The sequence below is a fragment of the Pseudomonas sp. B21-032 genome, from assembly GCF_024748965.1.
In the GTDB taxonomy this organism is placed as follows: domain Bacteria; phylum Pseudomonadota; class Gammaproteobacteria; order Pseudomonadales; family Pseudomonadaceae; genus Aquipseudomonas.
On record NZ_CP087180.1, the window covers coordinates 2,113,835 to 2,128,729 of the forward strand.

Annotated in this window: 13 protein-coding genes; 5 read left to right on the top strand and 8 right to left on the bottom strand. The window is 61.7% G+C overall.

All coding sequences use genetic code 11. The features are described 5' to 3' along the window. Nucleotides 1-109 precede the first annotated feature (109 nt). The 4 genes from hflD to LOY54_RS09715 form a co-directional block, all read right to left on the bottom strand. Nucleotides 110-730: a high frequency lysogenization protein HflD gene (hflD, locus tag LOY54_RS09700; RefSeq protein WP_045201395.1), complete on the bottom strand. Its 621-nt coding sequence runs from the start codon at nucleotides 728-730 to the stop codon at nucleotides 110-112. Next, nucleotides 727-1,851 (bottom strand): tRNA 2-thiouridine(34) synthase MnmA, encoded by a 1,125-nt coding sequence (mnmA, locus tag LOY54_RS09705; protein WP_045201396.1) that lies wholly within the window; start codon nucleotides 1,849-1,851, stop codon nucleotides 727-729. Before mnmA ends, hflD begins: the two co-directional genes overlap by 4 nt. 70 nt (nucleotides 1,852-1,921) lie before the next feature. Continuing rightward, nucleotides 1,922-2,356, bottom strand: coding sequence for an NUDIX hydrolase (locus tag LOY54_RS09710; RefSeq protein ID WP_082075505.1), 435 nt, complete (start codon nucleotides 2,354-2,356; stop codon nucleotides 1,922-1,924). Nucleotides 2,357-2,503: 147 nt separating this feature from the next. Continuing rightward, nucleotides 2,504-4,729, bottom strand: coding sequence for an NADP-dependent isocitrate dehydrogenase (locus LOY54_RS09715; protein ID WP_258610249.1), 2,226 nt, complete (start codon nucleotides 4,727-4,729; stop codon nucleotides 2,504-2,506). A gap of 414 nt (nucleotides 4,730-5,143) precedes the next feature. Here LOY54_RS09715 and icd point away from each other — a divergent pair, with 414 nt between their 5' ends. Next, nucleotides 5,144-6,400, top strand: a complete 1,257-nt coding sequence (gene icd / locus LOY54_RS09720) for an NADP-dependent isocitrate dehydrogenase (RefSeq protein WP_045201398.1) — start codon at nucleotides 5,144-5,146, stop codon at nucleotides 6,398-6,400. A 63-nt stretch (nucleotides 6,401-6,463) separates the two neighbouring features. Here icd and cspD read toward each other — a convergent pair whose 3' ends face one another. Continuing rightward, on the bottom strand, nucleotides 6,464-6,718 hold the full coding sequence (cspD, locus tag LOY54_RS09725; protein WP_093384904.1) for a cold shock domain-containing protein CspD: 255 nt from the start codon (nucleotides 6,716-6,718) through the stop codon (nucleotides 6,464-6,466). A 225-nt stretch (nucleotides 6,719-6,943) separates the two neighbouring features. Between cspD and clpS the strand changes: the two genes are divergently transcribed. Next, nucleotides 6,944-7,306, top strand: a complete 363-nt coding sequence (gene clpS, locus LOY54_RS09730; RefSeq protein ID WP_009400967.1) for an ATP-dependent Clp protease adapter ClpS — start codon at nucleotides 6,944-6,946, stop codon at nucleotides 7,304-7,306. 30 nt (nucleotides 7,307-7,336) lie between these two features. Continuing rightward, complete coding sequence (gene clpA / locus LOY54_RS09735; RefSeq protein ID WP_045201400.1) at nucleotides 7,337-9,607, top strand: ATP-dependent Clp protease ATP-binding subunit ClpA; 2,271 nt, start codon at nucleotides 7,337-7,339, stop codon at nucleotides 9,605-9,607. A gap of 86 nt (nucleotides 9,608-9,693) precedes the next feature. On the opposite strand, the gene infA is transcribed toward clpA, so the two are convergent. The 3 genes from infA to aat form a co-directional block, all read right to left on the bottom strand. Beyond that, nucleotides 9,694-9,912: a translation initiation factor IF-1 gene (gene infA / locus LOY54_RS09740; protein WP_002553999.1), complete on the bottom strand. Its 219-nt coding sequence runs from the start codon at nucleotides 9,910-9,912 to the stop codon at nucleotides 9,694-9,696. A 104-nt stretch (nucleotides 9,913-10,016) separates the two neighbouring features. Next, on the bottom strand, nucleotides 10,017-10,724 hold the full coding sequence (locus tag LOY54_RS09745; protein ID WP_045201401.1) for an arginyltransferase: 708 nt from the start codon (nucleotides 10,722-10,724) through the stop codon (nucleotides 10,017-10,019). 57 nt (nucleotides 10,725-10,781) lie between these two features. After that, nucleotides 10,782-11,462: a leucyl/phenylalanyl-tRNA--protein transferase gene (gene aat / locus LOY54_RS09750; protein WP_258610250.1), complete on the bottom strand. Its 681-nt coding sequence runs from the start codon at nucleotides 11,460-11,462 to the stop codon at nucleotides 10,782-10,784. Nucleotides 11,463-11,787: 325 nt separating this feature from the next. Here aat and ftsK point away from each other — a divergent pair, with 325 nt between their 5' ends. Continuing rightward, a complete protein-coding gene (gene ftsK, locus LOY54_RS09755) occupies nucleotides 11,788-14,199 on the top strand; it encodes a DNA translocase FtsK (protein WP_045201403.1) in 2,412 nt (803 codons plus the stop codon). Between the two features lie 63 nt (nucleotides 14,200-14,262). Continuing rightward, nucleotides 14,263-14,886, top strand: coding sequence for an outer membrane lipoprotein chaperone LolA (gene lolA / locus LOY54_RS09760; protein ID WP_045201404.1), 624 nt, complete (start codon nucleotides 14,263-14,265; stop codon nucleotides 14,884-14,886). Nucleotides 14,887-14,895: the final 9 nt, after the last annotated feature.

The window sequence follows — 14,895 nt, forward strand, 5'->3', positions numbered from 1 at the left end:
GGCTGACAAATGGTCTGCCGGTAATTCTTTGGCTTTTTTGCGGGTCAAGCCCGCTCCCACAGGTTGAAGGAAGCCTCTGTGGGAGCGGGCTTGACCCGCGATGGCTTTATCAGCCACGCAACATCGGATACAGCTCTTTGAGCAGTTTGCGCCGGCTGATCACCAGCTGCCAGCGATGCCCGCCGAGCTGCCGCCACAGGCGCGCGGCGCGGATGCCGGCAAGCAGCAGGGCGCGAATCTTCGAGGCGTTGCTGGGCTGCTGCAGGTGGCGCATGTCGCCGTGCACCTGGATGCGCTGGCGCAGGGTGCTCAGGGTGTCCTGGTACAGGGCGCCGCTGGAAGCGATGACATTTTCATGCACCAGGCCGAAATGCTCGGCCTGGGACTGGATTTGCGGCAGGCGGTTGCCAATCACGTCAAGCATGTCGCCGCGCTTGGCCAGCTGGCGCTCAAGGCCCAGCATCGACAGGGCATAGCGCAGCGGCTCGCGCTGCAGGCTGCCGGGGTCGCGCTCCAGGGCGCTGGCCAGGGCGCGGTAGCCGTCGCGCAGGTTCAGGTCGTCACCGCCGAACACCTCCAGGGTGTCCTTGGGGTCGCGTACCAGCAGGCTGCCGAGCATGCAGCCAAGGTTGGCCTCGCTGGCCTGGCCGGTGCGGGCGATACGGTCGACCAGCACCGCAGCCTGGAACACGCCGCCCAGGGCGATCAACTGCTCTTGCATGGCATTCATGCGCGAGCGCTCCACGGCTCGGCGGTTTCGATCACGCCGCCGCCGAGGCAGATTTCGCCGTCATAGAACACCACCGACTGGCCTGGGGTCACGGCCCGCTGCGGCTCGTCGAACACCGCGCGGTAGCCGCCCGGGGTTTGCTCCAGGGTGCAGTGCTGGTCGCTCTGGCGGTAGCGCACCTTGGCGGTCAGGCGCCGTGGGCTGGAAAGGTCAATCGGGTTGACCCAGAAAATTTCTGAAGCGAGCAGGGCGCGGGAGAACAGCCAGGGGTGTTCGTTGCCCTGGCCGACCACCAGCACGTTGCGGGTCAGGTCTTTTTCCAGCACGTACCACGGCTCGTCGCCGGCGTCTTTCAGGCCGCCGATGCCCAGGCCCTGGCGCTGGCCAATGGTGTGGTACATCAGGCCATGGTGACGACCGATGACTTCGCCGTCGGTGGTCTGGATCTCGCCCGGCTGCGCGGGCAGGTACTGCTTGAGGAAGTCGCTGAAGCGCCGCTCGCCGATAAAGCAGATGCCGGTGGAGTCTTTCTTCTTGGCCGTGGCCAGGCCGTGTTTCTCGGCGATGGCACGCACTTCGGGTTTTTCCAGCTCGCCGACCGGGAACAGCGTGCGGGCGATTTCCTTGCCGCCGACGGCGTGCAGGAAGTAGCTCTGGTCCTTGTTCGGGTCCAGGCCCTTGAGCAGTTCGGTACGGCCATCGGTGTCGCGGCGGCGCACGTAGTGACCGGTGGCGATCAGGTCGGCACCGAGCATCAGCGCGTAGTCGAGGAAGGCCTTGAACTTGATTTCGCGGTTGCAGAGGATGTCCGGGTTTGGCGTGCGTCCGGCCTTGTATTCGGCCAGGAAGTGCTCGAAGACGTTATCCCAGTATTCGGCGGCGAAGTTGGCGGTATGCAGCTTGATGCCGATGCGGTCGCACACGGCCTGGGCATCGGCCAGGTCTTCGCGGGCGGTGCAGTATTCGGTGCCGTCGTCCTCTTCCCAGTTCTTCATGAACAGGCCTTCCACCTGGTAGCCCTGCTCCATCAGCAGGAGGGCGGAGACGGAAGAGTCCACGCCGCCGGACATGCCGACGATAACGCGTGTCTTTTCGGGTTCGTAAAGTGCTGGACTGGTCATAGGTACCGGCTGTGTATCTGGAAAAAGACAACGATTCTATCAGGCTGCGGCCTTCAAGGCATCGTTGCTGTCAGTCGCGAATCAACGCCAGGCTGTGCAGCGGGCCGGCCAGGTAATCGTCGATGCAACGGGGCACCAGTTCGCTGCGCCAGCGCTCGGGGTCGGCCAGCAGCTCCTCGCGGCTCAGCCACACGGCGCGCACGATGTCGCTGTCCAGGGCCCGCTCGGGGTGGTGCTTGAGCGCCCGGGCGGCAAAGCAGATGCGCTGGTAGGTCACGCCGTTGCTGGGGGCGGTGTACAGGTAGATGCCGACCACGCCGGTCAGCTCGACCTCCCAGGCGGTTTCTTCGAGGGTTTCGCGGCGGGCGGCGTCGAGCAGGCTCTCGTTGGCCTCCAGGTGGCCGGCGGGCTGGTTGAAGACGTGCTTGCCGGCCTTGAATTCCTCGACCATGAGGAAGCGGCCCTGGTCTTCGATAATGGTGGCGACGGTGATGTGGGGGCGCACGGTCGATTCTCTCCCTAAGTTGGAAGTTTCAAGCTGCAAGCTACAAGTAAAAGCCGAGCGCGCAAGGCTCTTTCTTGTAGCTTGTAGCTTGATACTTAAAGCTAAAAAACCCCGGTGCGTGGCCGGGGTTTTTTCATTCCTTCAAGCTTACAGCGCGGAGATCGCGCTGTTGAAGGTCTGGCTCGGGCGCATCACCTTGCTGGTCAGCTCGGCATCCGGGTAGTAGTAACCACCGATGTCAGCCGGCTTGCCCTGGACGGCGTTGAGCTCGGCGACGATGGTCGCTTCGTTCTCGGCCAGGGCTTTTGCCAGTGGGGCAAAGCGCGCTTGCAGGGCGGCGTCGTCGCTCTGGGCGGCCAGGGCCTGGGCCCAGTACAGGGTCAGGTAGAAGTGGCTGCCGCGGTTGTCGATACCACCAACCTTGCGCGCCGGGGACTTGTTGGTGTCCAGGAACTGGCCGGTGGCCTGGTCCAGGGTCGCCGCCAGTACCTTGGCTTTCGGGTTGGCGTAGGCGTTGCCCAGGTGCTCCAGGGAGGCGGCCAGGGCCAGGAACTCACCCAGCGAATCCCAGCGCAGGAAGTTTTCTTCAACCAGTTGCTGTACGTGCTTGGGAGCCGAACCGCCGGCGCCGGTTTCGAACAGGCCGCCGTTGTTCATCAGCGGTACGATCGACAGCATCTTGGCGCTGGTGCCCAGCTCCATGATCGGGAACAGGTCGGTCAGGTAGTCGCGCAGCACGTTGCCGGTGACCGAGATGGTGTCCTGGCCAGCACGGATGCGCTGCAGGGAAACCTTCATGGCCTCGACAGGCGACAGGACGCGGATGTCCAGGCCTGCGGTGTCGTGGTCTTTCAGGTACTGCTGGACCTTCTCGATCAGCACGCCGTCGTGGGCACGCTGCGGGTCGAGCCAGAACAGCGCCGGGGTATTGCTGGCGCGGGCACGGTTGACGGCCAGCTTGACCCAGTCCTGGATCGGTGCGTCTTTGGTCTGGCACATGCGGAAGATGTCGCCGGCTTCGACGTCCTGGGACAGCAGCAGGTTGCCCTTGCCGTCAACCACGCGGATCACGCCGTCGGCCTTGGCCTGGAAGGTCTTGTCGTGGGAGCCGTACTCTTCGGCTTTCTGCGCCATCAGGCCAACGTTCGGCACGCTGCCCATGGTGGTCGGATCGAAGGCGCCGTGTTGCTTGCAGTCTTCGATAACGGCCTGGTAGATGGTGGCGTAGCAACGGTCCGGAATCACCGCCTTGGTGTCTTGCAGCTGGCCTTCGGTGTTCCACATCTTGCCCGAGTCACGGATCATCGCCGGCATCGAGGCGTCGACGATAACGTCGCTCGGCACGTGCAGGTTGGTGATGCCCTTGTCGGAGTTGACCATGGCCAGGGCCGGGCGAACGTCGTAGACGGCTTTGACGTCAGCTTCGATCTGCGCCTGTTGCTCGGCTGGCAGGGCCTTGATACGGGCGTACAGGTCGCCGATACCGTTGTTCAGGTTGAAGCCGATCTGCGCCAGTACGTCAGCGTGCTTGTTCAGCGCGTCCTGGTAGTACTCGGCAACGATCTGGCCGAACATGATCGGGTCGGAGACCTTCATCATGGTCGCTTTCAGGTGCACCGACAGCAGGACGCCCTTGGCTTTGGCGTCTTCGATCTCGGCGGCGATGAATTTACGCAGCGCCTTGGTGCTCATGACCGCGCAGTCGACGATTTCGCCGGCCTTGACCGCGGTTTTTTCTTTCAGAACGGTGGTGTTGCCATTCTTGTCCAGCAGTTCGATGCGCAGGCTGTCATCGGCTTCGATCAGCGCGGCTTTCTCGCTGCCGTAGAAGTCGCCCTGGCTCATGTGCGCCACGTGGGACTTGGAATCGGCTGCCCAGGCGCCCATCTTGTGTGGGTGCTTGCGTGCGTAGTTCTTGACCGACAGCGGTGCGCGGCGGTCGGAGTTGCCTTCACGCAGGACCGGGTTGACGGCACTGCCTTTGATGCGGTCGTAGCGAGCCTTGGCTTCTTTCTCGGCATCGCTGGCGGCGGCTTCAGGGTAATCAGGAATGTTGAAGCCCTTGGCTTGCAGTTCCTTGATCGCGGCCTTCAGTTGCGGAACCGAGGCGCTGATGTTCGGCAGCTTGATGATGTTGGCTTCTGGCGTGGTTGCCAGTTGGCCCAGTTCTGCCAGGTGGTCGGCCACTTGCTTGTCGGCGCCGAGCTGTTCAGGGAAGGCAGAAAGGATGCGGCCGGCCAGAGAGATGTCCCGGGTTTCTACGGCGATGTCGGCAGAAGCGGTGAAGGCTTCGATGACGGGGAGCAGTGAATAGGTGGCGAGGGCGGGGGCTTCGTCGGTGAAGGTGTAGATGATCTTGGATCGGGTGGGCATATTCGGGTTAACTCTCTGTTTTGCTGAGCGTGCGCAGAATCTCGAGGTGCGCAGGGTAGGCGCTTCGCTCAGACACATCCATGAGCAGAAGGTCGAAGATTCTGGGCGGTGATGGTGGATTGCATCAGTCGAGTGTCAAACGGCTGAACTGCGGTAACAGCCCAGTCTTGTCGGGGCCGCGGGTCTCGTTTCAGACGGTTCGCCCCCAGTGACCCTTTGGTCACCGGGCGAGTATACCAAAGCCTTGGTCGTATTGATCAAGATCAACCCGTCGCAGGGGCTTTTTTAGACCAAAGATGTAGGCGTTGCTGCCCCATCGCAGGGCATTTGCGCACGAGGTTCCCGTTGCCGTTCAACTGGGGTACGCTCAGGGGATCCAGATGACGAACCACACCAAAAAAAACGGAGTGCAGCATGGGATACCAGAAAATCAAGGTTCCGGCAGTCGGCGACAAAATCACCGTCAATGCGGACCATTCTCTCAATGTTCCTGATAATCCGATCATCCCGTTCATCGAAGGCGACGGCATTGGCGTAGATGTAAGCCCCGTCATGATCAAAGTGGTTGATGCTGCTGTAGAGAAAGCCTATGGGGGCAAGCGCAAGATTTCCTGGATGGAAGTCTACGCCGGTGAAAAAGCCACCCAGGTATACGACCAGGACACCTGGCTGCCCCAGGAAACCCTCGATGCGGTCAAGGACTACGTCGTCTCCATCAAGGGCCCGCTGACCACCCCGGTCGGTGGCGGTATCCGCTCCCTCAACGTGGCCCTGCGCCAACAACTGGACCTGTATGTCTGCCTGCGCCCGGTGGTGTGGTTCCAGGGCGTGCCCAGCCCGGTGAAAAAGCCGGGTGACGTCGACATGGTGATCTTTCGCGAAAACTCCGAAGACATCTATGCCGGTATCGAATGGAAGGCCGGTTCGCCCGAGGCGACCAAGGTCATCAAGTTCCTCAAAGAAGAAATGGGCGTCACCAAGATCCGTTTCGACCAGGATTGCGGCATCGGCATCAAGCCGGTCTCTAAAGAAGGCACCCAGCGCCTGGTGCGCAAGGCCCTGCAATACGTGGTGGACAACGACCGCAAGTCGCTGACCATTGTGCACAAGGGCAACATCATGAAGTTCACCGAAGGTGCCTTCAAGGACTGGGGCTACGAAGTGGCCAAGAACGAATTCGGCGCCGAGCTGCTCGATGGCGGCCCGTGGATGAAGTTCAAAAACCCGAAAACCGGCCGTGAAGTCATCGTCAAGGACGCCATCGCCGACGCCATGCTCCAGCAGATCCTGCTGCGCCCGGCCGAATACGACGTGATCGCCACCCTCAACCTCAACGGTGACTACCTGTCCGACGCCCTGGCGGCGGAAGTCGGCGGCATCGGTATCGCTCCGGGTGCCAACCTGTCCGACACCGTGGCAATGTTCGAGGCTACCCACGGCACTGCGCCGAAATACGCCGGCAAGGACCAGGTCAACCCTGGTTCGGTGATTCTCTCGGCCGAGATGATGCTGCGCCACCTGGGCTGGACCGAGGCGGCCGACCTGATCATCAAGGGTACCAACGGCGCCATCGCCGCCAAGACCGTGACCTACGATTTCGAGCGCCTGATGGACGGCGCAACCCTGGTCAGCAGCTCCGGTTTCGGTGAGGCCTTGATCAAGCACATGTAAGCGGCACAAGAAAACCGGCCAGTCCTTGCGGGCTGGCCGGTTTTCTTTTGTCTGATCGCCGGCTCAGGCTTCAGTCGTTTGCGGGCTGGGGGTGGGGGAGGCAGTGGTTGGTGCGGTCGCACTCTCGATTTTGACCGCATGCAAGCCTTTGGGGCCCTGGGTGATCTCGAAGCTGACGGATTGTCCGGCTTTCAGGGTTTTATAACCTTCCATCTGGATAGCCGAGTAATGTGCAAACAGATCCTCTGTTTTCCCGTCTTCATTGATGAAGCCATAGCCCTTGGCGTTGTTGAACCACTTGACTTTACCGCTTGCCATCCTCATATCCCTCTGCAAAGGACTCCATCACTGGAGTATCATCCACTCCATCCGCATATGAACCTGCGAAAATTCTGGTTGACTGCGCGGATCTTTATCGACCACGGTGGGTTCTTATTGGTTGTAACACCGTTTTGCCGATAGTCAAGGTGAGGTGACGGCTGTCCCGCGTCGCCTGTGCGGTCAACCCATAAACCAACCTGTCGAAATGATGAAATTCTTTCCATGCATGCACATAGCCAGATTCGACTAACATTCAATCAGGATCGCCCGCAATCGCATGAGGACGATGGTTCTGGCCTGGCGGTACAGGAGGCCAAACCGGCCCTGCAGGCGCCACCCATGTACAAGGTGGTTTTGTTTAACGATGACTACACACCGATGGATTTCGTCGTCGAAGTGCTCGAGGTGTTTTTTAACCTGAATCGCGAGCTGGCGACCAAGGTCATGCTGGCCGTCCACACAGAAGGACGGGCAGTGTGCGGATTGTTTACCCGTGACATCGCCGAGACCAAGGCCATGCAGGTCAACCAATACGCAAGGGAAAGCCAGCATCCGCTACTCTGTGAAATCGAGAAGGACGGTTAATCGCCGGCCACTTGGGTATGAGGTGAAGCTATGTTAAACCGCGAGCTCGAAGTCACCCTCAATCTGGCCTTCAAGGAGGCACGCTCGAAACGTCATGAGTTCATGACCGTCGAGCACCTGCTGCTGGCACTATTGGATAATGAGGCCGCCGCGACCGTTCTGCGCGCCTGCGGCGCAAACCTCGACAAACTCAAACACGACCTGCAGGAGTTCATTGACTCCACCACGCCGTTGATCCCCGTGCACGACGAGGACCGCGAGACCCAGCCAACCCTGGGCTTCCAGCGTGTATTGCAGCGCGCAGTCTTCCATGTCCAGAGCTCGGGCAAGCGTGAAGTCACCGGTGCCAACGTGCTGGTGGCAATTTTCAGCGAACAGGAAAGCCAGGCCGTGTTCCTGCTTAAACAGCAGAGCGTGGCCCGTATCGACGTGGTCAACTACATCGCCCACGGCATCTCCAAGGTGCCGGGCCATGGTGAACACTCCGAGGGCGAACAAGAAATGCAGGACGAGGACGGCGGCGAAACTTCATCGTCGGGCAATCCCCTGGATGCCTATGCCAGCAACCTCAACGAACAGGCCCGCCAAGGGCGCATCGACCCGCTGGTCGGCCGTGAGCTCGAAGTCGAGCGCGTGGCGCAGATCCTCGCCCGTCGGCGCAAGAACAACCCGCTGCTGGTTGGCGAGGCCGGTGTCGGTAAAACCGCCATCGCCGAAGGCCTGGCCAAGCGCATCGTCGACGGCCAGGTGCCGGACCTGCTGGCACAAAGCGTGGTCTACTCCCTGGACCTGGGCGCCTTGCTGGCCGGGACCAAGTACCGTGGCGACTTCGAGAAGCGCTTCAAGGCGCTGCTCAATGAGCTGCGTAAACGCCCGCAGGCGATCCTGTTCATCGACGAGATCCACACCATCATCGGTGCCGGTGCGGCCTCCGGTGGGGTAATGGACGCCTCCAACCTGCTCAAGCCGCTGCTGTCTTCGGGTGATATCCGTTGCATTGGCTCGACCACCTTCCAGGAATTTCGCGGCATCTTCGAAAAAGACCGGGCCCTGGCGCGGCGCTTCCAGAAGGTTGATGTCAGCGAGCCATCGGTGGAAGACACCGTGGGCATCCTGCGCGGGCTCAAGGGGCGGTTCGAGAGCCACCACAACATCGAGTACAGCGATGAGGCCCTGCGCGCCGCTGCCGAGCTTGCAGCACGCTACATCAACGACCGGCACATGCCCGACAAGGCCATCGATGTGATCGACGAGGCTGGCGCCTACCAGCGCCTGCAGCCGGTGGAGATGCGCGTCAAGCGTATCGACGTGCCGCAAGTCGAAGACATCGTCGCCAAGATTGCGCGGATTCCGCCAAAGCACGTCACCAGTTCCGACAAGGAGCTGCTGCGTAACCTGGAGCGCGACCTCAAGCTGACCGTGTTTGGCCAGGATGCGGCGATCGATTCGCTGGCCACCGCCATCAAGCTGTCCCGCGCCGGTCTCAAGGCGCCAGACAAGCCGGTCGGTTCGTTCCTGTTTGCCGGCCCTACCGGTGTCGGTAAAACCGAAGCGGCGCGCCAGTTGGCCAAGGCCCTGGGTGTCGAGCTGGTACGCTTCGACATGTCCGAGTACATGGAGCGTCATACCGTCTCGCGTCTGATCGGTGCGCCTCCGGGCTACGTCGGTTTCGACCAGGGCGGCCTGCTCACCGAAGCCATCACCAAGCAGCCGCACTGCGTGCTGCTGCTCGATGAGATCGAGAAGGCCCACCCGGAAGTCTTCAACCTGCTGCTGCAGGTGATGGACCACGGTACCCTGACCGACAACAACGGGCGCAAGGCGGACTTCCGTAACGTCATCGTCATCATGACCACCAACGCCGGTGCTGAAACTGCTGCGCGAGCCTCGATCGGCTTCACTCATCAAGATCACTCATCCGACGCCATGGAAGTGATCAAGAAGAGCTTCACGCCGGAGTTCCGCAATCGCCTGGACACCATCATCCAGTTTGGCCGCCTCAGCCATGAGACGATCAAGAGCGTGGTGGACAAGTTCCTCATCGAGCTGCAGGCGCAACTGGAAGACAAGCGCGTGTTGCTCGAGGTGAGCGATGCGGCGCGCGGCTGGCTGGCGGCCGGTGGCTACGATGCGCAGATGGGCGCGCGGCCAATGGCGCGGCTGATCCAGGACAAGATCAAACGGCCGCTGGCCGAAGAGATCCTGTTTGGCGAACTGGCCGAGCATGGCGGTGTGGTGCACATCGACATCCGCGATGGCGAACTGGTGTTCGACTTCGAGACCACCGCTGAGATGGCGTAACGGTTGATCGCGGGCTTGCCCCGCGATGCTTTTCAAAGGCCAACGAAAACGCCCGGCATTTAGCCGGGCGTTTTTGTTGGTGTCGCTTAGCGGGCGCGGTAGGTGATGCGCCCCTTGCTCAGGTCGTAAGGCGTCAGTTCGACGCGGACCTTGTCACCGGTCAGAATACGAATGTAGTTCTTGCGCATCTTTCCGGAGATGTGCGCGGTAACGACGTGCCCATTTTCCAACTCCACACGGAACATGGTGTTGGGCAGGGTGTCGACGACAGTGCCTTCCATTTCGAAGCTGTCTTCTTTCGACATGCAGTAAAGCCCTCGGTGTCCAGTTAATGGCCCGGTGCACAGCTGCGCCAGGCAAAAAAAGTGGCGTGCATTGTGCCCGAAAAATGGCCTTCAAGCCAATGATTTCAGTTCAGCGTCACCCAACGTTGATTGATCAGCAGCTCGATGGGGCGGTACTGGGTCTTGTAGTTCATCTTTTTGCAGTTCTTGATCCAGTAACCGAGGTAGACCGCGTCCAGGCCCAGGCGCAGGGCTTCGGTGATCTGCCAGAGGATGGCAAAGCGCCCCAGGCTGCGCCGCTCTTCGTCCGGCTCGTAGAAGGTGTATACCGCCGACAGGCCGTTGGGCAGCAGGTCGGTGACCGCCACGGCCAGCAGGCGGCCGTCCAGGCGAAACTCGTAAAAGCGTGAAAACGGCAGATCGCGGACCAGGAAGGTGGAAAACTGGTCGCGGCTTGGCGGGTACATGTCGCCATCGGCGTGGCGCTGCTCGATGTAGCGCCGGTACAGCTCGAAGTATTCCTCCTTGAACGCCGGACGGGCGGGCGTCACGGTGATGTCGGCGTTGCGCTTGAGGATGCGTTTTTGCTGGCGGTTGGGCAAAAAGCGCGCAGCCGGGATCCGCGCCGGCACGCAGGCGTTGCAGTTCTGGCAATGCGGGCGATACAGGTGGTCGCCGCTGCGCCGGAAGCCCATTTCCGACAGGTCTGCGTAGACGTTGACATCCATCGGCTGGCTCGGGTCGAGGAACAGCGTGGTGGCTTGCTCGTCTGGCAGGTAGCTGCAGGAATGGGGTTGAGTGGCATAAAACTTCAACCGCGCCAGCTCTGTCATGATCAACCCCTCGGGAGGTGCTTTTGTTTTAAGTGTAAGCCAGCTGGAAAAACTCGCCTAGCAAACCCAGCTGGCGCTGTTGGGCTGGTCGAGATAGCGCTGCAGGTAGTCGGCAAACGTGGCCCGGGCGATGGCGCGGGCGCCGAGGCTGTGCAGGTGGTCGGTAGGCATCTGACAGTCAATCAGGATGAATCCTGCCTGTTGCAGGTGCTCGACCAGCGCCACGAAGCCGACTTTGGAGGCGTTGTCGGCGCGGCTGAACATCGATTCGCCGAAAAACAGCCGGCCCATGGCCAGGCCGTACAGGCCGCCCACCAGCTCGCCCTTGCGGCGTACCTCGACCGAATGGGCAAAGCCCTGCCGGTGCAACTGCAGGTAGGCCGCCTGCATGCTGTCGGTGATCCAGGTGCCGTCGGCGTAGGCGCGCGGTGCGGCGCAGGCGTCGATTACCGCGGCAAAGTCCTGGTCGAAGCTGACCTGGTAGTGGCCCTGACGGATGAGCTTGCGCAGCGAGCGCGACACGTGCAGCTCGTCGGGGAACAGCACGGTGCGCGGGTCGGGCGACCACCAGAGGATCGGCTGGCCGTCCTGGTACCAGGGGAAGCAACCATGGCGATAGGCCTGCACCAGGCGCTCGGCGCTGAGGTCGCCGCCGGCGGCGAGCAGGCCGTTAGGGTCGCGCAGGGCTTTGTCCAGCGGCGGGAAGGTCAGGGTGTCGCGGCTCAGCCAGGTCAGCATCGTGGTCCAATGATGGAGGAGGGGAGGGCGCCCAGCATGGCCTGAAAAAGCCTCCCGGGACAAGCCTGCTCCTGCAGCGGTGGTGCCGTCTGGCAACTTGCTTGGGCGTTTGTTGTCACACTTGCACAAAAACACCGCATAAGCCTTTGTCACAAAAGAAAATGCGTGCTCAAATTGCTGTATAGGAAATTGGCCCCCGTTTACGCGTGTTCTGGCGTGCCGCCATGGCGGTAGGCGGGCAGTAATGTTAAAAGTAGTGGTTTGTTGACTGTTCTGTTGGGTCAATCACTGTTGGACGCGCAATGAGCGCAGGAATAGACGCGTTTTGAAGAAATCCACCGCAACACCCAGTCCCTTGCCCGTGCCGCTCTGGCGCCAGCAGCTGCACTATCGGCTCAAGGAAGGTGCGCTGATCGCCGTGGGCGCGCTGTGCCTGTACCTGTGGATGGCCTTGCTGACCTACGACCAGGCCGACCCGGGCTTCAGCCACACCAGCAACGTCGAGCAGGTGCAGAACGCCGCCGGCCGTGCCGGTGCCTACTTCGCCGACATCCTGTTCATGGTCCTGGGCTATTTCGCCTACATCTTCCCCTTGCTGCTGGCGATCAAGACCTGGCAGATCTTCCGCGAACGCCACCAGCCATGGCAGTGGAGCGGCTGGCTGTTCTCCTGGCGCTTGATCGGCCTGGTGTTCCTGGTGCTTTCGGGTGCGGCGCTGGCGCATATCCATTTCCATTCCGCCGCCAGCCTGCCGGCATCGGCCGGTGGCGCGCTGGGCGAAAGCCTTGGCGACCTGGCCAAGAACGCCCTGAACGTGCAGGGCAGCACGCTGATGTTCATCGCCTTGTTCCTGTTCGGCCTGACCGTGTTCACCGACCTGTCGTGGTTCAAGGTCATGGACATCACCGGCAAGATCACCCTCGACCTGTTCGAGCTGTTCCAGGGCGCCGCCAACCGCTGGTGGGAAGCGCGCAACGAGCGCAAGCGCCTGGTGGCGCAGCTGCGTGAGGTCGACGACCAGGTCCACGATGTGGTCGCCCCGGTAGCCCCTGACCGCCGCGAGCAGGCCAAGGCCAAGGAGCGCATCATCGAGCGCGACCAGGCCCTGAGCAAGCATGTTGCCGAGCGCGTGCAGCAACCGGCGCCGGTGATCATGCCGGCCCCGGCCAAGGCGCCGGAGCCGAGCAAGCGCGTGCAGAAAGAAAAACAGGCGCCGCTGTTCGTCGACAGCGCCATCGAAGGCACCTTGCCGCCGATCTCGATCCTCGATCCTGCCGAGAAGAAGCAGGTCAACTACTCGCCAGAGTCCCTGGCCGGGGTTGGCCACCTGCTGGAAATCAAACTCAAGGAATTCGGCGTCGAAGTCTCGGTAGACTCGATCCACCCAGGCCCGGTGATTACCCGGTACGAAATCCAGCCGGCCGCTGGCGTCAAGGTCAGCCGCATCGCCAACCTGGCCAAGGACCTGGCCCGTTCCCTGGCCGTGACCAGCGTGCGCGTGGTTGAAGTGATCCCTGGCAAGACCACCGTCGGTATCGAGATTCCCAACGAAGACCGGCAGATCGTACGCTTCTCCGAAGTGCTGTCGTCGCCGCAATACGACGAAGCCAAGTCGCCGGTGACCATGGCCCTGGGCCACGACATCGGCGGCAAGCCGGTGATCACCGACCTTGCGAAGATGCCGCACCTGCTGGTGGCCGGTACCACCGGTTCCGGTAAGTCGGTGGGCGTCAACGCCATGATCCTGTCGATCCTGTTCAAGTCGGGCCCGGAAGACGCCAAACTGATCATGATCGACCCGAAAATGCTCGAGCTGTCGATCTACGAAGGCATTCCGCACCTGCTCTGCCCGGTGGTCACCGACATGAAGGACGCCGCCAACGCCCTGCGCTGGAGCGTCGCCGAGATGGAACGGCGCTACAAGCTGATGGCGGCCATGGGCGTGCGTAACCTGGCCGGCTTCAACCGCAAGGTCAAGGATGCCGAAGAGGCCGGCGAGCCGATCTACGACCCGATGTTCAAGCGCGAAAGCATGGACGACGTGCCGCCGCTGCTGAAAACCCTGCCGACCATCGTTGTAGTGGTCGACGAGTTTGCCGACATGATGATGATCGTCGGCAAGAAGGTTGAAGAGCTGATCGCACGTATCGCCCAGAAGGCCCGTGCCGCCGGTATCCACCTGATTCTCGCCACCCAGCGGCCATCGGTGGACGTGATTACTGGCCTGATCAAGGCCAACATCCCGACGCGGATGGCCTTCCAGGTATCGAGCAAGATCGACTCGCGGACCATCATCGACCAGGGCGGCGCCGAGCAGTTGCTGGGCCACGGTGACATGCTCTACATGCCGCCGGGCACCAGCCTGCCGATTCGTGTGCATGGCGCCTTCGTCTCCGATGACGAGGTGCATCGCGTGGTCGAGGCCTGGAAGCTGCGAGGCGCCCCGGACTACAACGACGACATCCTCAGCGGCGTCGAAGAGGCCGGCAGCGGCTTCGACGGCGGCAGTGGCGGTGGTGACGGCGACGATGCCGAAACCGACGCGCTGTACGATGAAGCCGTGCAGTTCGTGCTGGAAAGCCGCCGGGCCTCCATCTCCGCCGTACAGCGCAAGCTGAAGATCGGCTACAACCGCGCCGCGCGGATGATCGAGGCGATGGAGATGGCCGGTGTGGTCACCGCCATGAACACCAACGGTTCGCGCGAAGTGATTGCCCCCGGGCCGTCCCGCGACTGATGATCCAACCTGCTGGCGGCCAGTGACGGCCGTCGGCCCCTTCATACTGCAACGAGGATTTCCATGCGCCTGATTCGCATGCTGTTGGTTTCCGCTATGGCCCTGTCCAGCGCTTCGGCAATTGCCGCCGAGGCCGATGCGGCGCGCCTGACCCAGTTGCTGGACAAGTCCAAAACCATTAGCGCCAATTTCTCCCAGCTGACCCTCGATGGCACCGGCACCCAGCTGCAGGAAACCACCGGGCAGATGGCCGTGCAGCGCCCGGGCCTGTTCTACTGGCACACCGACGCGCCACAGGAGCAGGTGGTAGTCTCGGACGGCAAGAACGTCACATTGTGGGACCCTGACCTGGAACAGGCTACCATCAAGAAACTTGACCAGCGTTTGACCGAAACCCCGGCACTGCTGCTATCCGGTGACGTCTCGAAGATCAGCCAGAGCTTCGACATCACCTCCAAGGAGCAGGGCGAGGTCATGGATTTCGTACTCAAGCCGAAAACCAAGGACACCCTGTTCGACTCGCTGCGCCTGTCGTTCCGTCGTGGCCTGGTCAATGACATGCAACTGATCGACAGCGTCGGCCAGCGCACCAACATCCTGTTCACCGGGGTGAAGGCCAACGAGCAGATCCCGGCCAGCAAGTTCAAGTTCGACGTGCCCAAGGGCGCTGATGTGATCAAAGAGTAAGAGGTCAAG

Excerpts from the sequence above, each read along its gene's own strand:
- hflD (WP_045201395.1), bottom strand. The coding sequence starts at position 730 with ATGAATGCCATGCAAGAGCAGTTGATCGCCCTGGGCGGCGTGTTCCAG.
- mnmA (WP_045201396.1), bottom strand. The coding sequence starts at position 1,851 with ATGACCAGTCCAGCACTTTACGAACCCGAAAAGACACGCGTTATCGTC.
- LOY54_RS09715 (WP_258610249.1), bottom strand. The coding sequence starts at position 4,729 with ATGCCCACCCGATCCAAGATCATCTACACCTTCACCGACGAAGCCCCC.
- icd (WP_045201398.1), top strand. The coding sequence starts at position 5,144 with ATGGGATACCAGAAAATCAAGGTTCCGGCAGTCGGCGACAAAATCACC.
- cspD (WP_093384904.1), bottom strand. The coding sequence starts at position 6,718 with ATGGCAAGCGGTAAAGTCAAGTGGTTCAACAACGCCAAGGGCTATGGC.
- clpS (WP_009400967.1), top strand. The coding sequence starts at position 6,944 with ATGCATGCACATAGCCAGATTCGACTAACATTCAATCAGGATCGCCCG.
- clpA (WP_045201400.1), top strand. The coding sequence starts at position 7,337 with ATGTTAAACCGCGAGCTCGAAGTCACCCTCAATCTGGCCTTCAAGGAG.
- infA (WP_002553999.1), bottom strand. The coding sequence starts at position 9,912 with ATGTCGAAAGAAGACAGCTTCGAAATGGAAGGCACTGTCGTCGACACC.
- LOY54_RS09745 (WP_045201401.1), bottom strand. The coding sequence starts at position 10,724 with ATGACAGAGCTGGCGCGGTTGAAGTTTTATGCCACTCAACCCCATTCC.
- aat (WP_258610250.1), bottom strand. The coding sequence starts at position 11,462 with ATGCTGACCTGGCTGAGCCGCGACACCCTGACCTTCCCGCCGCTGGAC.
- lolA (WP_045201404.1), top strand. The coding sequence starts at position 14,263 with ATGCGCCTGATTCGCATGCTGTTGGTTTCCGCTATGGCCCTGTCCAGC.